Origin of the sequence: Roseateles saccharophilus (genome assembly GCF_031458095.1) — a bacterium.
Lineage (GTDB): Bacteria > Pseudomonadota > Gammaproteobacteria > Burkholderiales > Burkholderiaceae_C > Pelomonas > Pelomonas saccharophila_A.
Window position 1 is genome coordinate 1,295,371 of the sequence record NZ_JAVDXU010000001.1, and the last position, 20,145, is coordinate 1,315,515.

Consider the following 20,145-nt stretch of genomic DNA (forward strand, 5'->3'; position numbering starts at 1 on the left):
TCAACCTCCAGAAAGTGCTTGCAGGACGTGGATGCGGCTGTCGACCCGCAGGGGGTCGCTCAAGCCGCGCAGGTCGCGCGCCCGTTTGCCGTCGATGAAGACGACCACGTTGACGCGCAGATGGCCCTGCTCGTCGAGGATGTAGCCCCGCAGCCGCGGCTGCTCGGCAAAGGCGGCGTCCAGGGCCTCACCCAGCGTGGCCGCCTTGCATTGGCAGGAAGGCGCGTCCACGAAGCGGCGCAGCTGGGGGGTGAATTCGACAAGGGCCATGGGTGGATGACGAACGAGGCGGTGGCAATTCGACGTGGACACCCCTAGCGCAGCACCCGGAATAACCCTTAACGACAATGCCGACCATGAACTCCGGTGTCCTCTTCGCCCTCGGCGCCTATCTGAGCTGGGGGCTGTTCCCGCTCTACTTCCGGCAGATCGCCGCCATTCCCGCCCTGCAGATCGTCGCCCACCGCACGCTGTGGTCGCTGGCCTTCGTGGCCGTCGTGCTGCTGGTGACGCGCAATCTCTCATGGCTCAAACAGGTCAGCGCGGCGACCTGGCGGCGTTTTGCGGTGTCTGCCACGCTGATCGCCGTCAACTGGCTGACCTATGTCTGGGCCGTCGGCCATGGCCATGTCGTTGACGCCGCCCTGGGCTATTTCATCAACCCGCTGGTCAATGTGGCCCTGGGCTTTGCAGTGCTGCACGAGCGCCCGCGCCGCGTGCAATGGCTGGCGGTGGGCTTGGCCGCCTTCGGGGTGCTGTGGTTGACGCTGGCCGGCGGCAAGCTGCCCTGGGTGGCCCTGGTGCTGGCGGTCAGCTTCGGCCTCTATGGCCTGATGCGCAAGACGGCCGCCCTGGGCGCCATCGAGGGGCTGACGCTGGAGACCCTGATCCTGGCCCCGCTGGCGGCCATCGGCCTGGCCTTCTGGTGGCAGACCGGCGCGCTGAGCGGACAGACGCCGGTGGACTGGGCCTGGCTGATCGGCACCGGCCCGGTCACCGCCGGCAGCCTGCTGCTGTTCGCCGCCGGCGCACGGCGCATCCCGCTGGCGACGCTGGGCATCGTGCAGTATGTGTCGCCGTCGCTGCAGTTCCTGCTCGGCGTCTTCCTGTTCAAGGAGCCCATGGACGCGACCCGGCTGGTCGCCTTCGGCTTCATCTGGGCAGCGCTGGCCGTCTACAGCGCGGAGGGTCTGTGGCAGACCCGCCGCGCGCTGCAGGTCAAGCCGGCCTAGCTGCGCATCAGGTAGTCGAAGGCGCCGAGTGCTGCCTTCGCGCCGTCACCGGCGGCGATGATGATCTGCTTGAAGGGCACGGTCGTCACATCACCCGCGGCGAACACGCCGGGCAGCGAGGTGGCGCCCTTGGCGTCCACGATGATCTCGCCGTGCTTGCTGAGCTCCAGCGTGCCGCGCAGCCATTCAGTGTTGGGCACCAGGCCGATCTGCACAAAGCAGCCTTCCACCTCGACGCGCTTGGCTTCACCCGAGACGCGGTCGATGTAGTTCAGGCCGTCGAGCTTGCCGTTGGTACCGGTGAACTCGGTCGTCTGCGCGTTCACGAGGACGGTGACGTTGGGCAGGCTTTGCAGCTTCTTGACCAGCACGGCGTCGGCACGCAGTTCCGCGCCGAACTCGATCAGCGTCACATGCCTGACGATGCCGGCCAGGTCGATGGCCGCCTCGACACCCGAGTTGCCGCCGCCGATGACGGCGACCGGCTTGCCCTTGAACAGCGGGCCATCGCAATGCGGGCAGTAGGCCACGCCCTTGTTCTTGTACTCGGCTTCGCCGGGCACGTTGACGTTGCGCCAGCGCGCGCCGGTGGACAGGATGACGGTCTTGCCCTTGAGCTTGGCGCCGTTGGCCAGTTCGACCTCGACAAAGCCGCCCGGCGTCGCTGCCGGCGTCAGCTTCTCGGCGCGCTGCAGGTTGTGGATGTCGACCTGGTAGTCCTTGACATGGCCTTCCAGGGCCGCGGCGAACTTGGGGCCGTCGGTGACCGACACGGAGATGTAGTTCTCGATGCCCAGGGTGTCATTCACCTGGCCGCCAAAGCGCTCGGCGGCCACACCGGTGCGGATGCCCTTGCGAGCGGCGTACACGGCCGCAGCTGCGCCGGCGGGGCCGCCGCCGATGATGAGCATGTCGTAGGGTTCCTCGGCATCCAGCTTCTTGGCGTCGCGCGCCGCGGCGCCGGTGTCGAGCTTGGCGACGATCTCCTCCAGCGACATGCGGCCCGAGGCGAAGGGCTGGCCGTTGAGCCACACCGCCGGCACGGCCATGATCTCGCGCGCCTCGACTTCCGACTGGAACAGGCCGCCATCGATGACGGTGGTGCGGATGCGCGGGTTGACTATGGCCATCAGCGACAGGGCCTGCACGACGTCGGGGCAGTTGTGGCAGGTCAGGCTCATATAGATCTCGAAATCGAGATCCATGTCCAGGGCCTTCACCGCGTCGATCTGCGCCTGCTCGACCTTGGGCGGGTGGCCGCCGGTCCACAGCAAGGCCAGCACCAGGGACGTGAACTCATGGCCCAGCGGGATGGCGGCGAAGCGCAGCGACTGCTCGGTGCCGGTGCGGCGCAGCAGGAAGGACGGGGTTCGGGTGTCGACGCCATCGGCGCGAAACGAGATCTTGTCGTTCATGCCAGCGATCTCTTCGAGCAGCTCGCGCATCTCATCGCTGGAGGCGGAGTTGTCGAGGGAAGCGACGATCTCGAAGGGGAGTTTGACGTGGTCCAGGTAGCCCTGGAGCTGGGTCTTCAGTGCGGCGTCCAACATGGAGGTCTTCCTTTCAGTGAGGCGTGGCGGAGCTGGCCACTGCTGAAAGAGTCCCCGGGTTCGGAGGCCCTTTCAGCAGAACCTGCGAGGCTCTGCGAGAGGAAGGAGCCCTCCCGGGCTCCTTGCCATGGGCATGGACTTAGATCTTGCCGACGAGGTCCAGCGACGGAGCGATCGTGGCAGCGCCTTCGTTCCACTTGGCCGGGCAGACCTGGCCGGGGTTCTTGGCGGTGTACTGGGCAGCCTTCAGCTTGCGCAGGGTTTCCTTGACGTCGCGGGCGATCTCGTTGGAGTGCACTTCGGCCGTCTTGATGACGCCTTCGGGGTTGATGACGAAGGTGCCGCGCAGGGCCAGGCCTTCTTCGGGGATGTGCACGCCGAAGGCATTGGTCAGGGTGTGGGTCGGGTCGCCGACCAGGGGGAACTTGGCCTTGCCGACGGCCGGCGAGGTTTCGTGCCAGACCTTGTGCGAGAAGTGGGTGTCGGTCGTGACGATGTAGACCTCGGTGCCCAGCTTCTGGAACTCGGCGTAGTTGTCGGCCGCGTCCTCGACTTCGGTCGGGCAGTTGAAGGTGAAGGCGGCCGGCATGAAGATCAGTACGGACCACTTGCCCTTCAGGGATTCTTCGGTGACGGTGACGAACTTGCCGTTGTGGAAGGCTTCGGTCTTGAAGGGCTGGACTTGGGTGTTGATCAGGGACATTGCGAAAGCTCCAGAGGGACTGGGTTGATGGGATAGGCAGAACTATATCGGCTTAACATTTTCAGTTGAAAACATTAATCAAATCGCCGTTATTGATCCAGCCTATCGGGCCGGACCGGCCTGGCGTCAGGCTTCGTAGCGGCGGTCGTAGAGCTGGTGCGGGCTCAGCTTCACGCGCAGGACCTGGGCGGCCACGAGGCCCGTGATGGCGTACTCGGCCACCGCCGTATCGCGCCTGACCGGTGAGCCTAGGGCATCCCCATGACGATTCATCACGGCGCTGACGATGGGAGTGTTGCCCGATGTACCGCGGCGCACGGCCACGGCCGTCTCGCCGCTGGCCAGCTTGACCAGGGTGCCGGGCGGGAACATGCCGACCTCCTTGACCAGCAGAGCGGCGAAAGGGTGGCCGTTGCTGCCGGTGTAGAGCGACTTGGCGGCCTGCGGCGCCGGCAGCCCGGCCCGCCCTCCCCGGCTGGCCAGCTTGGCCAGGAAGATGTCGACGAGGCGCAGCAGCTGGGCCGTCTCGTCGGGCTCGGTCAGGCCCTGCGGGTAGCCGCCGCCGCCCGGCTGCTCATGGTGCTGTGCCACGGCGGCCAGCCATTCGGCGTCTTCGAGCCCGGCATTGCGCAGCCAGGCTACGGCTTCGTCCGGATGGCGGTCGATGGCCGCACGCTGGGGCGGCGCCAGCTTGCCGCCGCGCGAGGCGAGCCGCCCCTGCAGGTCGATGATGGACAGGTTCATCGTCAGCGCCGCGCCGACCAGGCTCTTCTGGCGCTCGGGCGCCCAAGCCAGGCGGCGTGCCAGCAAGGCAGCGACGGCCGCCGTGTGCAGCAGGTGGGCCAGGCCATACACCTCGTGACGACTGTGGTCGTGCTGAATCACGACGAACAGCAACTGGTCCGGGAAGCGCTCGGCCCAAGCGATCAGCAGCGCGGCGCATTCCTTGACGCGCGGCAGGAACAGCGGCTCCTGCGGCGCGCGCAGCAGCACCGACAGCCGCGTCTGCAGCGCCTCCCAGCGGGCGAAGAAGTCCTCACCGCCCGTGCCCTCGTCACTGCCGCGCCTGGAAGGATCACGCAGTTCTTCCATGTCGACGAAGACGCCGCGGTTCAGCAGCGCCTCGCGCATCTGCTCGTTGGGCACCGGCTGGCCCTTGGCGAGCAGCAGCTTGCCTTCGGCGTCACGTACCCCGAAAGGCAGGGGCGCCCCGGCCTTGATGTGACCGGCAACCTGCTGGATGGGGACGAGTTTCATGGCCGGATGATCTCCGGACTTGGGCGCCCCCCGCAGCGGAGAAACGCTCAGGTTTCCAGCGCCAGCAGCTCCTCGACAGTCTGGCGACGGCGGATCAGGCGGCTGGTGTCTGCCTCGACCAGGACCTCGGCGGCCAGCGGGCGGCTGTTGTAGTTGCTCGACATGGAAGCGCCATAGGCCCCCGCGTCGTGGATGACGAGCAGGTCGCCGACGGCGGCGGGCGGCAGGTCGCGCGTCAGCACCTCGCCACCGGGGCCCTGCGTGAACACATCGCCCGATTCGCACAGCGGGCCGGCGACGACGGTGGGCTGCTCGGCGCCGCCGGCGCCGATGAGGCTCATCGCATGGAAGGCGCCATACATGGCCGGGCGCATCAGCTCGTTGAAGCCGGCGTCCACCAGCACGAAGCGATTCGCACCGGCGTTCTTCACCGCCCTCACCTCGGCCAGCAGCACGGCGCTTTCGGCCACGAGGTAGCGGCCGGGCTCCAGCTCCAGCTTCAGCGCGTGGCCCACCAGGCCTTGCGCCTCACGGCGGGCGGCGTCCCAGAGGCCGAAGTAATGGGCCACGTCGATGCGGGCATCGCCATCGCGATAGGGAATGGACAGGCCGCCACCGGCCGAGATCGCGTGCAAGTCATGCCCGGCCGCGACGGTCTCGCGCACCAGGCCCACCATGGCCTGGCCGACCTGGGCCAGGTGTTCGTAGTCGACGCCCGAGCCGATGTGCATGTGCAGGCCGACGAGTTGAAGCCCATGGCGGCGGATGGCCGCCAGCGCGGCGCCCAGGTCGGCATGCCAGATGCCATGCTTGCTGTGCTCGCCGCCCGTGTTGGTCTTGTGGCTGTGGCCATGGCCAAAGCCGGGGTTGATGCGCAGCCAGACGGCATGGCCGGGTGAAGCGGCGCCGAGCTGGTCCAGCATGTCGATGGAGCCGGCATTGACCGGGATGCGGTGCTCGACGACGGTGGCCAGCGTGGCGTGGTCCAGCAGGTCGGCCGTGAAGACGATCTCGTCACCGCCCACCTCGTAACCAGCAGCCAAGGCACGCAGGATCTCGCCGCGCGACACCGAGTCGACCTTGACGCCGGCCTCGCGCAGCAGCTTGAGGATGTGGATGTTGGAGCAGGCCTTCTGCGCAAAGCGCACGACGTCGAAGCGCTGCAGCGAGGCCACGCGCTCGCGGATGGTGGCGGCGTCATAGACCCACAGCGGCGTGCCGTGCTCGGCGGCGAGGGCCTGCAGGCGGGCGGGGTTCAGGGCGGTGGGCAGGGGCTTGGTCATGGTGCGCAGCATGCGCCTGGCAATCCATTCAATCAAATTGAAATTTGTACTGCGACAATTCAATCCTGATATGGATATCCAGCACCGCCACATCGAGGTCTTCCGCGCCGTCATGACGGCCGGCAGCGTCACTGGCGCCGCTGCGCTGCTGCATACCTCCCAACCGACGCTGAGCCGCGACCTTGCGCGCCTGGAACAGCTGCTGGGCTATGCCCTGTTCGAACGCGAGCGCGGCCGGCTCAAGGCCACGGCGCGGGCGCGGGCGCTGTTCGAAGAGGTGGAGCGCAGCTTCCAGGGCCTCGCCCGCGTCATCGAGAGAGCCGAGGCGCTGGGGCGCTCGGAAGACGCGGAATTGAGCCTGCTCAGCCTGCCCGCCCTGTCCCACGCGCTGCTGCCCGGCGCGCTGCAGCAGTTGCTGGCGGCAAGCCCGTCAGCGCGCGTCTCCATCACTCCGGCCGAGCCGCCTTTGCTGGACGCCTGGATCAGCGAGCAGCGCTTCGACCTCGGCCTGGCCGAACAGGCCACACCCCTGCCCGGCGTGCGCGTCGAACCGGTGCTGGAGGCCGATGAAGTGGCCGTGCTGCCGGCCAGCCATGCCCTGGCGTCGCGCAGGCGGCTGGCCTTGAAGGATTTCGAGGGCCAGGACTTCATCAGCCTGGCCGAGGACGACCCCTACCGGCGCGAGATCGATGCGCGCTTCGAGGCTGCGGGCATCCCGCGCCGTCTGCGCGTGCAGACGCACAGCGCCGTGGCCGTCTGCGAGCTGGTGCGGGCGGGCCTGGGCGTGGCCATCGTCAATCCGCTGACGGCCGCGGCCTGCGCGAGCGGGAGCCTGCTCGTGCGGCCGTTGACGGTGTCGATTCCCTACCGGGTCAGCGCCCTGATCCCCTTGCATCGACCCGCGCAACCGCTGGTCGATGGCTTGCTCAGCGCGCTGCGGTCCTGGCGACCACCGTCGGTTTCGCGCCAAAGCGCTTGACGATGCTGGCCTCGATGCCGGCGGCGTCCAGGCCGCACAGGCTCATCAGCTTGACGGGGTCGCCATGCTCGACAAACTCGTCGGGCAGGCCCAGTTGCAGCACCGGCACATGCAAGCCGGCGGCGTTCAGCGCCTCGGTGACGGCACTGCCGGCGCCGCCCATGAGGCAGCCGTCTTCCACCGTGACGATGGCCTCATGCGTGCGCGCCAGCTCGCAGACGAGCTCGGCATCCAGCGGCTTGACGAAACGCATATTGGCCACGGTGAGGTCCAGGCGCTCGGCCGCCTCCAGCGTCGGGTAGAGCAGCGTGCCGAAGGCCAGCACGGCGATGCGCTGGCCCTTGCGGCGCACTTCGCCCTTGCCCCAGGCCTGGGCGGTCATCTGCTTGACCGGCACGACGCCGACGCCGGCACCGCGCGGATAGCGCACGGTGACCGGGCCGTTGTGCAGGAAGCCGGTGTACAGGGCCTGGCGGCACTCGTCCTCGTCGGCCGGCGTCAGCACGGCCATATTGGGAATGCAGCGGGTGTAGGCGATGTCGTAGTTGCCGGCGTGGGTCGCGCCATCGGCACCGACGAGGCCGGCACGGTCCAGAGCGAACAGCACGGGCAGGTTCTGGATGGCCACGTCATGGACCAGCTGGTCGTAGGCGCGCTGCAAAAAGGTTGAATAGATGGCGACGACCGGCTTGACGCCCTCGCAGGCCAGGCCGGCGGCGAAGGTGACCGAATGCTGCTCGGCGATGCCGACGTCGTGATAGCGCTGCGGGAAGCGCTTGTGGAACTCGACCATGCCCGAGCCCTCGCGCATGGCCGGCGTGATGCCCACCAGGCGCGGGTCGGCCTCTGCCATGTCGCACAGCCAGTCGCCGAAGACCTGGGTGAAGGTGGTCTTCCCCGGCGTGGCCGGCTTGACGAAGCCCACGGCGGGGTCGAACTTGCCGGAGGCGGCGTGGTACTTGACCGGGTCGGCCTCGGCCAGCTTGTAGCCGGCACCCTTCTTGGTGACGATGTGCAGGAACTGCGGGCCCTTTTTGTCGCGCAGGTTCTCCAGCGTCGGGATCAGCGAGTCCAGGTCGTGGCCGTCGATGGGGCCGACGTAATTGAAGCCGAACTCCTCGAAGATGGTGCCCGGCACGACCATGCCCTTGGTGTGCTCCTCGAACTTGCGCGCGAACTCGTAGAGCGGCGTGTTCTTCAGCACGCTCTTGGCGCTCTCGCGGGCGGCGGCGTAGAAGCTGCCGCTCATCAGCCGCGCGAGGTATTTGTTCAGCGCGCCGACCGGCGGGCTGATGGACATGTCGTTGTCGTTCAGGATGACGAGCAGGTCACCCATCAGGCCGCCATGGGCCACGCCGGCGTTGTTCAAGGCCTCGAAGGCCATGCCGGCGGTCATCGAACCGTCGCCGATGATGGCCACGGCCTTGCGGTCCTCGCCCTTGAGCTTGAACGCCATCGCCATGCCATGGGCGGCGGAGATGCTGGTGGACGAGTGGCCGGTGCCGAAGGTGTCGTACTCGCTCTCATCGCGGCGCGGGAAGCCGCTGATGCCGCCGAGCTGGCGCAGCCCCGGCATGCGGTCGCGCCGGCCGGTCAGCACCTTGTGCGGATAGGTCTGGTGGCCCACGTCCCACACCAGCCGGTCATCCGGCGTGTTGAAGACGTAGTGCAGGGCCACGGTCAACTCGACCGTGCCGAGGTTGGAGCCGAGATGGCCGCCAGTCTTGGAGACGCTTTCCAGCACATAGGCGCGCACCTCGTCGGCCAGCTTCTTCAGCTCGGTGCGTGGCAGGCGGCGCAGGTCTGCCGGGCTGTCGATGCTCTTCAGCAGCGTGTATTCCATGGCGGTCCTTCTTCAGTTGTCCCGCTCTACAACGGAGTCGGCCAGCAGGCTGAGGTGGCTGACGTCGGCCAGCCCCGTGGCGGCCAGGGCCGCCTTGGCCTCGGCGCGCAACTGCTGGGCCAGGGCTCGCGCAGCCTCCAGGCCCAGCACGCTGACATACGTCGGCTTATTGGCATCCTGGTCCTTGCCGGCCGTCTTGCCCAGCACGGTGGAGTCCTGGGTCACGTCCAGGATGTCGTCGACGACCTGGAAAGCAAGGCCCAAGGCCGCGCCGTAGTCGGCCAGGGCCTGGGTCGCCTGCGTCGAGGCGGGGCCGCAGGCAGCACCCATCATGACGCTGGCCTGCAGCAGCACGCCCGTCTTGCGGCGGTGCATGTCGCGCAGCGTGACCTCGTCGAGTTGCTTGCCAATGCTGGCCAGGTCGATGGCCTGGCCGCCGGCCATGCCGTCGTGGCCCGCCGAGCGGGCCAGCAGGGAGCACAGCCGCGCCTGCAGGGCCGGGGCGATGCCGGTGTCGGGCGTCAGCACCTCGAAGGCCAGGGCCTGCATGGCGTCGCCGGCGAGCATGGCCTGGGCCTCGCCGAAAGCCACGTGGGTCGTCGGCTTGCCGCGGCGCATGACGTCGTCGTCCATGCAGGGCATGTCGTCATGCACCAACGAGTAAGCGTGGATGAGCTCGACCGAGCAGGCCGCACGCATGGCGGCAAAGCTGTCGCCGCCGACGGCTGCGCAGCTGGCTAGCACCAGAAGGGGGCGCAGCCGCTTGCCGCCGCCCAGCACCGCATAGCGCATCGCCTCGCCAAGGCCGGCCGGCGCGCCCGCGGGCACGAGATCGTCCAAAGCCGCCTCGAAGGCGTTCAGCGACGCCTGCACCCAGCGGTCAAAGTCCTGTGCATTCAAGATTCGGGGCCCTCCCAGGCCTTCAGTTCGGCGCCATCCAGCAGCCTAACCTGCTGTTCGACCGCCGTCAGCCGGCCGCGGCACAGTGCCAGCAGCTCGGCACCGCGCTTGTAGCTGTGCAGGAGCTGGTCCAGCGGCAGCTGCTGCCCCTCCATGGCCGCCACCAGTCGCTCCAGCTCGTCGAGCGCCTGCTCGTAGCTGAGGTCGGCATCGCCGTCGGTCGCGGCGGCCTTGGTGCGGGGAGAGGTCTTGGTCATTTCAAAGCGCGAAACGCTGATTGTAGTCAGCGGGTTTTGCCATTCCCGCACAGCCGCAGCGTGTCCTTCGTCAGCAGGTCGCCCGGCATGGGTAGAATCCCGGACCTCTCGCCCGAGCGCGCGCACGCGCGACTCCTGATCTCCACCACCACAGCAACCTGGCCGACTCGGCAACCCCGAGATGCGCCGGAGGGACGCAGCACCCCTACTCCGCCTGAAAGACCCGCCTGGATCATGTCCGACCTGAGCCTTCCCGTCTCGGCGCTACAACGCAGCCAGACCCAGCTCCCGGTGAGCGCCTATTTCGATACCGATCTGTTCCAGCGCGAGCAGGCCAGCATCTTTCAGCGAGGGCCCCGCTATGTCGGCCATGCACTGGCCGTCCCTGAAATCGGTGACCACTACGCCCTGCCGCAGGAGGGCGAAGGCCGGGCCCTGGTGCGCTCGGCCACCGGCATCGAGCTGATTTCCAACGTCTGCCGGCACCGCCAGGCCGTCATGCTGCGCGGGCGCGGCAACACCCGGGCCAATATCGTCTGCCCCCTGCACCGCTGGACCTATTCCCACCAGGGCGAGCTGATCGGCGCACCGCACTTCGACCACGACCCCTGCCTGAACCTGAACCGTTACAAGCTTCAGGAGTGGAACGGCCTGCTGTTCGAGGACAACGGCCACGACGTCGCCGCCGAACTGGCCAAGCTGGGCCCGCGCGCCCAGCTGGACTTCTCCGGCTATGTGCTCGACAAGGTCCAGGTCCACGAGTGCAACTACAACTGGAAGACCTTCATCGAGGTCTACCTCGAGGACTACCACGTCGGCCCCTTCCACCCCGGCCTGGGCGGCTTCGTCAGCTGCGACGACCTGGCCTGGGAGTTCGGCAAGCACCATTCGGTGCAGACCGTGGGCGTGCACAAGGAACTGGAGCGCCCCGGCTCGCCCGTCTACCAGCGCTGGCATGACGAGCTGCTGAAGTTCCGCGAAGGCCGCCCGCCCGAGGCCGGCGCGATCTGGCTGACCTACTACCCCCACATCATGGTCGAGTGGTACCCGCATGTGCTGGTCGTCTCGACCCTGCATCCGGTGTCGCCGCAGAAGACCGTCAACCTCGTCGAGTTCTATTACCCCGAGGAGATTGCCGCCTTCGAGCGCGACTTCGTCGAGGCCCACCAGGCCGCCTATATGGAGACCTGCATCGAGGATGACGAGATCGCCGAGCGCATGGATGCCGGCCGCAAGGCCCTGATGATGCGCGGCGACAACGAGGTCGGCCCCTACCAGAGCCCGATGGAAGACGGCATGCAGCACTTCCACGAGTGGTTCCGCCAGCAGATGGGCAACGTGGGCTGATGCCGGCTCCCTTGCTCATGATGGCGGCGACGCTGCTGTTCGCCACCATGGGTGTCTGCGTCAAGCTGGCCAGCGAGTTCTACGCGGCCAGCGAGATCGTCATGTACCGCGGCCTGGTGGGCTCGGTCATGATGGCCCTGCTGGCCCGCCGCCAGGGCGTCGGCCTCAAGACCCGCCTGCCCGGCATGCATCTGTGGCGCAGCATCTCCGGCGTCACCTCGCTGTGCCTGTGGTTCTATGCCATCGGCAAGCTGCCCCTGGCCACGGCGATGACGCTGAACTACATGTCCTCGGTCTGGATGGCCCTCTTCCTGCTCGGCGGCGCCGTGCTGATGGGCGCCCAGCGCCTGGACTGGAGGCTGATGGCCTCGGTGCTGCTCGGCTTTGTCGGCGTGGCCCTGATCCTGCGCCCGACGCTGGACCAGCAGCAGCTCTGGCACGGCCTGGCCGGCCTGCTGTCGGGCATGATCGCCGCGATGGCCTATCTGCAGGTCACGGCCCTCGGCCGAGTCGGCGAACCCGAGCTGCGCGTGGTCTTCTACTTCTCCGTCGGCGGCTGCGTGGCCGGCGCCGTCATCACGGCCATCGCCGAGGGCGGCCTGCACACGCACACGCTGTGGAGCGCCGCGCTGCTGCTGGCCGTCGGCGTGCTGGCCACCACGGCCCAGGTCTGCCTGACGCGGGCCTACTCCATCGGCCGCCCACTGGTGAACGCCTGCCTGCAATACCTGGGCATCGTGTTCTCCTTCATCTACGGCATGCTGCTGTTCAAGGATCCGCTGACCTGGCATGCCTTCTTCGGCATGCTGCTCATCATCGGGGCCGGCATCGCCGCGACGCTGCTGCGTGCCAAGGTCGCCCCGCCGGCCAAGGACAGCCAGTTCAACCCCAACGAGACCTGACCGTGCCCTACAAGACGCTGATCTCCCCCGCCGAGCTGCGCGCGCTCTCCAACCCGCTCATCCTCGAAGCGAGCTTCGACCTCGCCGACACCGCAGCCGGCGAGCGCACCTACACGGCCGGCCACATCCCCGGCGCCTTCTATCTGCACCTGGACCGCGACTGCTGCGGCCCCCTGACCGGCCCCGACGGCGCCTTCCGCGGCCGCCACCCGCTGCCGGAGCGCGAGACTTTCGCCGCGCTGATGCGGCGCCTGGGCCTCACGGCCGGCCGCCAGGTCGTCGCCTACGACCGCCAGGGCGGCCCCTATGCCGCCCATCTCTGGTGGATGTTGCGCTGGCTGGGGCATGCCGAGGTCGCTGTTCTCGACGGCGCCTGGGACGGCGAGATGACGGCCGAGGTTCCGGCCGCCACGCCCAGCGACTGGCAGCCCGGCGCGCCCCTCGTCGGCCAGATCGACGCCGCCACGCTGCTGAAGAAACTCGGCAATGTCCGCCTCATCGACGCCCGCGCCGCCGAGCGCTTCCGCGGTGAGATCGAGCCCCTGGACAAGGCCGCCGGCCACATCCCCGGCGCCAGCAACCGCTTCTTCAAGGACAACCTCGGCGCCGATGGCCGCTTCAAGCCAGCCGCCCAGCTGCGCGCGGAGCTGCAGCCCCTGGCCGCCAAGGTCGTCGTGCACCAATGCGGCTCAGGCGTCACGGCCTGTCACAACCTGCTCGCCATGGCTCACGCCGGCCTGGGCGACGGACTGCTCTACCCGGGCTCCTGGAGCGAATGGTCGTCCGACCCGACCCGGCCGATCGCGAAGGGTTGATCTCCGACAAGCATTCCGGCCCCTGTTGCGCCACACTGTGGTTCCCTGCAACGACTGGAGGACCGAATGTTCAAGCGCATCCTCGTCCCCACTGACGGCTCCGACATCACCGCTCACGCGGTGGATACCGCCATCCAGCTCGCCAAGGTGCACGGCGCCCAGCTGCTGACACTGAGCGTCATGGAGCCCTTCCCCTACAGCGCGGTCTCCGAGATCCAGCCCGTGCCGCCGCAGGAATTCATCGACGCCCAGCTGCGCGTCGCCACCCAGCGCGTCGAGGCCGTCAGCGCCTCGGCCGCCGCCGCGGGCTTGTCCTGCAAGGGCTGCACGGTCGAAGCCCTGCACGCCTGGGAAGCCATCGTCGACCACGCCAAGGCCGAGAACGTCGACCTCATCGTCATGGCCTCGCACGGCCGCAAGGGCTTCGCCGCCTTGCTGCTGGGCAGCGAAGCGCAGAAGGTGCTGACTCACATCGAGACGCCGGTGCTGATCGTCAAGTGAGGGCCGGCCCGTGCCGGGCTATCGCTGCTCCGCCTTGCTTTCGTCCTCCCGCTGCGCGCGCCGCTGCAGCCAGGCGTCGCGCACGAACAGGTATTTATCCAGCGCCGCCTCGTCGACGATGCGCGTGACGTCCAGCAGACCGGCGCGCTTGTCCACCATGCTGAGCACCGTCAGCGAGTTGCGCAACGCAACGTCGCTGACCTGACCGATCGGGCTGGCCAGGCTGTTGACGGGAAACGCCGCCGCTCCGCGCAGATCGGACGGCCCCAGCAGCGGCAGCACCAGGTAGGCTCCGCCGCCCACGCCCCATGCGCCCAGCGTGCCGCTGAAGCCTTCGCCATGGCGCGGCATGCCCCAAGCCGTGGCGACGTCCAGCAGGCCGAACAGACCCGCCGTCGTATTGGTGCCGAAGCGGGCGAAGTCCGACAGGCCCTCCCGCACTCGCCCCTGCAGCATCAGGTTCACACCCGACCAGGGATCGCCCAGGTTGGCGAAGAAGTTGGACACGCCCGTGCGCACCGGCGTCGGCAGGGCGGCCTTGTAGGCTGTGGCGGCCGGTTTCAGCACGACCTTGTCGAGGCCCTCGTTGAAGGCAAAGGTCTTGCGGTTGATCGACTCCAGCGGGTCGGGGTTCTGCGTCGTGGCGCAGCCCGACAACAGTGCGCTGGAGCCCAGCAGCAGGCCGGGCAGGAAGGTTCTGACAGACAGCATGCGAGACCTCGCTTCATCTTGATGACCCGGGTCATCGTGTCCGGGGTCGTCTTGCTGAACACTTACCGCGGCGCCAGCGCGACCTGGGCCAGCAGGCCGCAAGCCAGGGGCGCGGCCAACTCCGGCGGCGGCCCGTGCGCAGCGCTGACAAGCGAGATGGCCGCGCCCGCGACGGCGATGAAGAAGGTTGACAGGAGACGCCGGGTGGAGGCTTGCATGTCTTGTCCTCGGAGTCATCGCTTCACGCGCCCGTTGCGCGCCAGCTGCGAAGGAGGCTCTGCATTGGCTGAATGGCGATGCGCAGCCACGTCGTCAACGTGCGCGGCTGCAGGCAAGCGGGGCTGCCTTGGCGTCGCGGCGGCTGCCGCACGCAGCAGGCCCGCGGCGGCCCAGACCATGCGGGAAGGGGGTGTGAATCTCATGGGACGGACTGTTCGGCCACCCGACTTTCCGGGCACTTACGGCGCCATGCCCTGCAGCAGAGGCCCGGTAAGTGCGCGGTAAGACGGCGACCTCGACGATGAGCGCCCCTTCACCTTGCCCACCCCGGGAACGTCCCCATGCGACAGCTGTACCTCATCTCCTCTCAAATCCTGGCCCTGGCCTGCGCAGCGGTCGCACCGCTGGCTGCAGCAGCAGCTCCCGCAGACCAGAGCGGCAAGGATGGTGAGGCGTCGTCCTGGGGCTTGGGCGTCGCGGCCATCTCCAAGCAGCAGCCCTATGCCGGCATGGATCGCGAGACCCGTGTGCTGCCCATGCTGAGCTACGAGAACAGCTGGTTCAAGTTCAGCGGGCTGGGCGCCGAAGTCAAGCTGCCGCGCTTGGGGTTGGGCGAGCGGCAATCCATCGACTTCCGCCTGGTGGGCCGCTTCGACATGGCTGGCTACGAGGCCGGCGACGCTCCCATCCTGAACGGCATGGCCGAGCGCAAGGGCGGCTTCTGGGCCGGGGCCAAAGCCACCTGGCGCAACGACGTCGCCCACCTGAGCGCCGACTGGTCGGCGGACGCCTCGGGCCACAGCAAGGGCCAGCGCTTCGGCCTGAGCCTGGAGAAGAGCTTCCGTCTCGGTCCGCAGCTGATGCTGACGCCGCGTCTGGGCGCGGCGTGGCTGGACAAGAAGTACGTCGACTACTATTTCGGCGTCCGCAGCCATGAGGCCAATGCAGGCCGTGCGGCCTATACGGCCAAGGCCGCCGTCAACACCGAGCTGGGCCTGCGCGGCGCCTATATGTTCGACAGTCACCACTCCGTGTTCCTCGACGTCGGCGTGACCGGCCTCGCCAAGGAGATCAAGAACAGCCCCCTGGTCGACCGCTCGACCGAGAACCGCGTGCTGCTGGGCTATCTCTACCGCTTCTGATGAATCGCATTCTCCTGGTCGAGGATCACGAACGACTGGCGCAGCTGATCAGCAAGGGGCTGGCCAATGCCGGCATCGCCGTCGACGTGGTCGACCGGGTGAGTGCGGCTTGGGCAGCCCTGCAGCAGATTCCCTATCGCGCGCTGGTGCTGGATCGCGGCCTGCCCGGCGGCGACGGACTGGAGCTGCTGAAGCGCCTGCGTGATGCAGGCCTGGGTACACCCTGCCTCGTGCTGACGGCGCGCGACGCGCTGCACGACCGTGTCGAGGGGCTGGAGGCTGGCGCCGACGACTACCTGGCCAAGCCCTTCGCCATGGATGAGATGGTGGCGCGCGTGCGCGCCCTGCTGCGCCGGCCGGTGCTCAGCCGCACGCTGGCCCCGCGGCTGGGCGACCTGCAGTTGCGGCCGGATGCCGGCACGCTGGGCTGCGGCGACGAGAGCGTCACACTGGCCGCGGCCGAGATGCAGATCATGCTGCTGCTGATCGAGAAGGCGGGCGAGACCGTCAGGCGCGGGGCACTGGAAGCGGCCGGCTGGGGTCTGGACGAAGCGGTGACGCCCAACGCGCTGGACGTGGCCCTGCACCGCCTGCGCCGCAAGCTGGGGGCCGTGGGCTCGCGCCAGCGCATCGTCAACGTGAGGAACCTGGGATATGCGCTTCGTGAATCGGGCGTGGACGAATAGCCTCAGCTTCAAGGTCATCCTCGCCTACGTGGCGGGTGTCGTGCTGAGCGTGCTGATCATCGTGCTGGTCATCAAGGGCCTGCTGGCCTTCAGAAGCCCCATCCTGCTGGAGGAAGACGTCAAGGAGAACGCCGAAGGCCTGGGGAAACACATGAAATTCGGCGCGTCAGGGGCGCCCGTCGGCTTTGACGAGAAGCATGCCTGGGTCTTCGAGACCATGAAGGAAGAGGTGGCGTATCGCGTCCTCGACAGCTCGGGGCGGGTCGTCCTGCAGTCGCAGGCGGGAGATGGCTTCTGGCCGTCGAACAGCGGCCAGGCGGGGGCGCCCAAGCCGGGCCGCATTGATTTCAGCCGGGCAGGGACCCCATTCCAAGGCGCCACCGCGGTGATCGAACACGGCGGTCGACAGTGGTTTTTTCAGATGGCCAACAGCGCGAGGCTGGCCGAGCTGATCAGGCTCGAATTCGCGCTGCCCTTCATGGGCATAGGCATCGGCCTGTTCAGCGCGGTGCTGCTGTTCGTGTTCGGCATCTGCGCCTTCATCACGCTGCACCATGTGCAAAAGCCCTTGCAGGAGCTGTCCACGGCGGCGGCCGCGATCTCGCCGCGCTCCCTGCACGCCAGGCTGCAAAGCGAGCGCGCCCCGATCGAGATCGCGCCGCTGGTGGAAAGCTTCAACCGCGTGCTGGAGCGGCTGGAGCACGGCTACCGCGTGCAGCAGGAATTCCTGGCGACCGCCGCCCACGAGCTGAAGACGCCGCTGGCCCTGATCCGCGCCCAGATCGAGCTGACCCACCCAGGGGGCGAGCGCGACGCGCTGCTGCGCGACGTGGCCCACATGACACGCCAGGTGCAGCAGCTGCTGTTGCTGGCCGAGGCCAGCGAAGCGCACAACTACGGCTTTGCGCCCATCGACGTGCTGGACGTGGCGCGCGAGGCGGCCGACTATCTCGACCGCATGGCCCAGGCCACCCAGGTGCGCATCGAGCTGACGAGCCAGGCCGGCAGCATCGAATGGAACGCCGACCGCGGCGCCCTCTTCACGCTGCTGAAGAACCTGCTGGAGAACGCCGTCCAGCACGCGCCGGCCGGCACGGCCATCGCCATCGATGTGGACGCCACGACGTTGTCGGTGCGCGACTTCGGCCCTGGCGTGACACCGGACCAGCTCGCCAAGCTGTTCGCGCGCTTCTGGCGCGGCGCCCACCGCCGCGACCATGGCGCCGGGCTGGGCCTGGCCATCTGCCAGGAGATCGCGCAGGCCCATGGCTGGCGGCTGACGGCGCATCATGGCGACCCGGGGCTGCGGCTGGAGGTCTCCATCGTCAAGTGATCGGCGGCCCTCCCGGAACTTCACACTGACCTCATCTTGACCTCACCGGCGCTCTGCACACTGCAGGCAGGGCAGTCGGCACCCGTCTGCCCCCGCGGTCCACGCGCGACGTGGTTCAAGTTCACGGAGGCCTCTGACATGACGACCGGCAATGACAACACGCACTGGATCGAAGTCGTCGATGGCGAGGGGGTCTACCCCGTCAAGCGGCTCGGCCCCTATGCCACCGCACGCCTGGCGGACCGCGCGAGCCGCGGCGTCCTGCGCCTGCTGAATGCCAGGCGCTACACCGTCGCCGTCGTGCCGCAGCAGGCGCCTGAAGACCGCAAGCAGGGCATCGGAGTCGCCGCATGATCCCGGCACGCCTGCCAACGCCCCTGCTTCAATGGCGCGAGGCAGCCTTCACCTTCCTCGAGCTGCGCGACCTCTGCAGGCCGCACTGGCCGCCAAGGGCGACGCCCCGCCAAGGCCACGCTGGCCGTGGCCGCCCTCATCGGCGCCATGGCCATCTCGCGCGGCGTCGTGAGGACCGGCGAGGCCCTGGCGAACGAGGTGCTGAAACAGGTGCGCGAGCAGATCGAGAAGCTGGCGGAGTGATGAGGCACTGTCAGGCACGGCCTACGCGGGCACGCGGCACTGATGCACTGCATAGAGTCGCCAAGCGTGGATTAAATTCAAACCCATGATCCTCGTCTGCCCCCAATGCGGCACCCGCAATCGCGTGCCGGATGAACGCCTTGCCGACGACCCAACCTGCGGCCACTGTGGCGGCCCGGTTGCGCCACGCAAACCTGTGGCCCTGGGCGATGCCGACCTCGGCCCCTATCTGCAGGGCACCGAGGCGCCGGTGCTGGTGGACTTCTGGGCCGCTTGGTGTGGGCCCTGCCACTCGTACGCTCCGCATTTCGAGCAGCTCGCCGCCGCCCGGCCCGACATCCGCTTCGTCAAGGTGGACAGTGATGCCGCGCAGCGCAGCAGCGCCAGCCTGCAGATTCGCAGCATTCCGACGACCGTGCTGTTTGTCCGCGGGCGCGAGGTGGCGCGGCAGAGTGGGGCGATGACGGCGGCGCAACTCGACAATTGGGTCAAAGGGGCAATGGACTAACTAAGCGTACCCGCAGCTGTCAGCTGCGAATAAAGAGATACCTGTTCACCTGTACGCCTCTCCAAGTTGATTTCCTCCCTGCCCTTCTCTTCGCCTGCTGGCATATCAACCTTACCGCCGAATCACTGACTCGCGAGTCAATAAGTGGCTAGTACGCCTTAAATTGGGCATTTCGAGCGGGCGCAGACTTCGAGCGCGTCGATAGACATGTCGCGCCGAGGGCAGCAAAGGGCTTAGAACTGCAGACAAATTATTTATGCAGTCGGTGGGGCTGCGAATTTTTAAGCGCTTGCATCAGCGCTATCTCATAAGCCCTAGCTCCTGCGACTGATGCAATATGTTGCCGCACACAGCGAGCAAAAATTTCTTTGAAGAGATCTTCCTCGTAAATACGCCAACTCGGTTGAAATGCATAATCCTCTGGATCGGTCCATGCAAGGAAGCCGCCGCAAATGTAATCCAATTCCGGATCCGCGCCTAGTTTCGATAAGAAAATTAGAAATGCAGAAACCTAGGGCCTAGTGACTAGGCTCGTTGTCTTGTTCTCCTAAGCCAGAGAGAGCGATGAATAATTACTCATTGCCGCCCTGGGTGTGCATAAATTTTCGGAACTCCATCCGGACCGATTGACCCTGACCCTGAACACCGCGCGCGTAATCCCGAACCCCGAACTTGCGAACCTGCCACCGGACGCGCAGCCACAAGACCTGTGCGAGACCATCGCGCCCCGCAATAAGTGGACGCGCTGGGGAACAGACGGCTTTCTGCGGCGGTGAAAGCCGCCAGGGGTGGCGAGTTCGGCGCTTCAAGCGCTGAGTTCCAGGCCTTGATCCCGCTGCGTGACTAGTGCGCTGCGGCGCAGCCCAATACTTCGAGAACCAAGTGCGCGGTGAGTTCGATGGCGGGGAATCCAGTCTTTAAGGAGAAGAGGTGCGCTCTTGCGGTGCAAAGGAGCGTGTTTGCCACTTGACGCGAACGTCTAATGGGTGATCCCGAATTTGCGAATTTGCGCCCCGGATTCGCGAACTTATGACTCGACTATCCACAGAGCATTAATGCGACGCCGGGTTTCGCAAAAAATCAAGAATCATCTCAATTTGATGCTGAAATCGAATCCAGTTAATTTCGTCGGACCAATCGATATTTGTATCTCTCTCCAACTTTTTTATAAAATCGCCATTTCGATCCAATTGGAGCCCTCTAAGAATATCAACGACTTTATTCAGAGAATCGCCACTGGCGTAGAAAGCAAACCTTTCCGCCGAGTTTTTAGCGAGTTTCCGAAACGCCCAATCCTCCCAGATCAATTCATCCGCCTGATAGTAGCAATCAAACTCCTTGGCAACCAACGCTGACGCATCTATAGCACTCATTTGCAGC

Annotated in this window: 22 protein-coding genes; 11 read left to right on the top strand and 11 right to left on the bottom strand. The window is 67.0% G+C overall.

The window, feature by feature from the left end; translation table 11 throughout:
* Positions 1-270, bottom strand: coding sequence for a MoaD/ThiS family protein (locus tag J2X20_RS05940; RefSeq protein ID WP_310262191.1), 270 nt, complete (start codon positions 268-270; stop codon positions 1-3).
* Between the two features lie 86 nt (positions 271-356).
* On the opposite strand from J2X20_RS05940, the gene rarD reads away from it, so the two are divergent.
* Entirely contained in the window at positions 357-1,232 is an 876-nt protein-coding gene (rarD, locus tag J2X20_RS05945; RefSeq protein WP_310262194.1) for an EamA family transporter RarD, read from the top strand.
* Here rarD and ahpF read toward each other — a convergent pair.
* The 4 genes from ahpF to lysA form a co-directional block, all read right to left on the bottom strand.
* Complete coding sequence (gene ahpF / locus J2X20_RS05950; protein ID WP_310262197.1) at positions 1,229-2,782, bottom strand: alkyl hydroperoxide reductase subunit F; 1,554 nt, start codon at positions 2,780-2,782, stop codon at positions 1,229-1,231. The genes rarD and ahpF overlap by 4 nt on opposite strands.
* A gap of 139 nt (positions 2,783-2,921) precedes the next feature.
* On the bottom strand, positions 2,922-3,485 hold the full coding sequence (gene ahpC / locus J2X20_RS05955; RefSeq protein ID WP_310262200.1) for an alkyl hydroperoxide reductase subunit C: 564 nt from the start codon (positions 3,483-3,485) through the stop codon (positions 2,922-2,924).
* 126 nt (positions 3,486-3,611) lie between these two features.
* Complete coding sequence (locus J2X20_RS05960; RefSeq protein ID WP_310262203.1) at positions 3,612-4,742, bottom strand: HD domain-containing phosphohydrolase; 1,131 nt, start codon at positions 4,740-4,742, stop codon at positions 3,612-3,614.
* A 47-nt stretch (positions 4,743-4,789) separates the two neighbouring features.
* Positions 4,790-6,037 carry a diaminopimelate decarboxylase gene (gene lysA, locus J2X20_RS05965; RefSeq protein WP_310262206.1) on the bottom strand — a complete coding sequence of 416 codons (1,248 nt, stop codon included), beginning with the start codon at positions 6,035-6,037 and terminating at the stop codon, positions 4,790-4,792.
* A gap of 58 nt (positions 6,038-6,095) precedes the next feature.
* On the opposite strand from lysA, the gene J2X20_RS05970 reads away from it, so the two are divergent.
* Positions 6,096-7,004, top strand: a complete 909-nt coding sequence (locus J2X20_RS05970; protein ID WP_310262208.1) for a LysR family transcriptional regulator — start codon at positions 6,096-6,098, stop codon at positions 7,002-7,004.
* Here the strand turns inward: J2X20_RS05970 and dxs are convergent.
* The 3 genes from dxs to xseB are packed head-to-tail and all read right to left on the bottom strand — an operon-like array spanning position 6,952 to position 10,004.
* The gene (gene dxs / locus J2X20_RS05975) at positions 6,952-8,847 is read right to left on the bottom strand and encodes a 1-deoxy-D-xylulose-5-phosphate synthase (protein ID WP_310262211.1); all 1,896 of its coding nucleotides are present in this window, start codon (positions 8,845-8,847) and stop codon (positions 6,952-6,954) included. The two genes, J2X20_RS05970 and dxs, sit on opposite strands and share 53 nt — an antisense overlap.
* Positions 8,848-8,859: 12 nt before the next feature.
* The gene (locus J2X20_RS05980) at positions 8,860-9,747 is read right to left on the bottom strand and encodes a polyprenyl synthetase family protein (RefSeq protein ID WP_310262213.1); all 888 of its coding nucleotides are present in this window, start codon (positions 9,745-9,747) and stop codon (positions 8,860-8,862) included.
* On the bottom strand, positions 9,744-10,004 hold the full coding sequence (xseB, locus tag J2X20_RS05985) for an exodeoxyribonuclease VII small subunit (RefSeq protein ID WP_310262216.1): 261 nt from the start codon (positions 10,002-10,004) through the stop codon (positions 9,744-9,746). The genes J2X20_RS05980 and xseB overlap by 4 nt, the downstream gene beginning before the upstream one ends.
* 234 nt (positions 10,005-10,238) lie before the next feature.
* Here xseB and J2X20_RS05990 point away from each other — a divergent pair, with 234 nt between their 5' ends.
* The 4 genes from J2X20_RS05990 to J2X20_RS06005 all read left to right on the top strand — a co-directional run bounded on the left by J2X20_RS05990 (position 10,239) and on the right by J2X20_RS06005 (position 13,569).
* The gene (locus tag J2X20_RS05990; protein WP_310262218.1) at positions 10,239-11,351 is read left to right on the top strand and encodes an aromatic ring-hydroxylating oxygenase subunit alpha; all 1,113 of its coding nucleotides are present in this window, start codon (positions 10,239-10,241) and stop codon (positions 11,349-11,351) included.
* Complete coding sequence (locus tag J2X20_RS05995) at positions 11,351-12,253, top strand: DMT family transporter (RefSeq protein ID WP_310262219.1); 903 nt, start codon at positions 11,351-11,353, stop codon at positions 12,251-12,253. The genes J2X20_RS05990 and J2X20_RS05995 overlap by 1 nt, the downstream gene beginning before the upstream one ends.
* 2 nt (positions 12,254-12,255) lie before the next feature.
* Positions 12,256-13,068, top strand: a complete 813-nt coding sequence (locus J2X20_RS06000; protein WP_409034135.1) for a sulfurtransferase — start codon at positions 12,256-12,258, stop codon at positions 13,066-13,068.
* A gap of 66 nt (positions 13,069-13,134) precedes the next feature.
* On the top strand, positions 13,135-13,569 hold the full coding sequence (locus J2X20_RS06005; protein WP_310262223.1) for a universal stress protein: 435 nt from the start codon (positions 13,135-13,137) through the stop codon (positions 13,567-13,569).
* 18 nt (positions 13,570-13,587) lie between these two features.
* Here J2X20_RS06005 and J2X20_RS06010 read toward each other — a convergent pair whose 3' ends face one another.
* Complete coding sequence (locus tag J2X20_RS06010; RefSeq protein WP_310262226.1) at positions 13,588-14,280, bottom strand: MlaA family lipoprotein; 693 nt, start codon at positions 14,278-14,280, stop codon at positions 13,588-13,590.
* Between the two features lie 62 nt (positions 14,281-14,342).
* Complete coding sequence (locus J2X20_RS06015; RefSeq protein WP_310262229.1) at positions 14,343-14,498, bottom strand: hypothetical protein; 156 nt, start codon at positions 14,496-14,498, stop codon at positions 14,343-14,345.
* A gap of 342 nt (positions 14,499-14,840) precedes the next feature.
* Between J2X20_RS06015 and J2X20_RS06020 the strand changes: the two genes are divergently transcribed.
* The 5 genes from J2X20_RS06020 (at position 14,841) to trxC (ending at position 18,765) form a co-directional block, all read left to right on the top strand.
* Positions 14,841-15,641 (top strand): MipA/OmpV family protein, encoded by an 801-nt coding sequence (locus J2X20_RS06020; protein WP_310262232.1) that lies wholly within the window; start codon positions 14,841-14,843, stop codon positions 15,639-15,641.
* Complete coding sequence (locus J2X20_RS06025; RefSeq protein WP_310262235.1) at positions 15,641-16,327, top strand: response regulator transcription factor; 687 nt, start codon at positions 15,641-15,643, stop codon at positions 16,325-16,327. The genes J2X20_RS06020 and J2X20_RS06025 overlap by 1 nt, the downstream gene beginning before the upstream one ends.
* Entirely contained in the window at positions 16,296-17,660 is a 1,365-nt protein-coding gene (locus J2X20_RS06030) for a sensor histidine kinase (RefSeq protein ID WP_310262237.1), read from the top strand. The genes J2X20_RS06025 and J2X20_RS06030 overlap by 32 nt, the downstream gene beginning before the upstream one ends.
* Before the next feature lie 138 nt (positions 17,661-17,798).
* Positions 17,799-18,014, top strand: a complete 216-nt coding sequence (locus J2X20_RS06035) for a hypothetical protein (protein WP_310262239.1) — start codon at positions 17,799-17,801, stop codon at positions 18,012-18,014.
* Positions 18,015-18,342: 328 nt separating this feature from the next.
* Positions 18,343-18,765 (top strand): thioredoxin TrxC, encoded by a 423-nt coding sequence (trxC, locus tag J2X20_RS06040; protein WP_310262241.1) that lies wholly within the window; start codon positions 18,343-18,345, stop codon positions 18,763-18,765.
* A 1,052-nt stretch (positions 18,766-19,817) separates the two neighbouring features.
* Here the strand turns inward: trxC and J2X20_RS06045 are convergent.
* Complete coding sequence (locus tag J2X20_RS06045) at positions 19,818-20,138, bottom strand: hypothetical protein (protein ID WP_310262242.1); 321 nt, start codon at positions 20,136-20,138, stop codon at positions 19,818-19,820.
* Between the last annotated feature and the right edge of the window lie 7 nt (positions 20,139-20,145).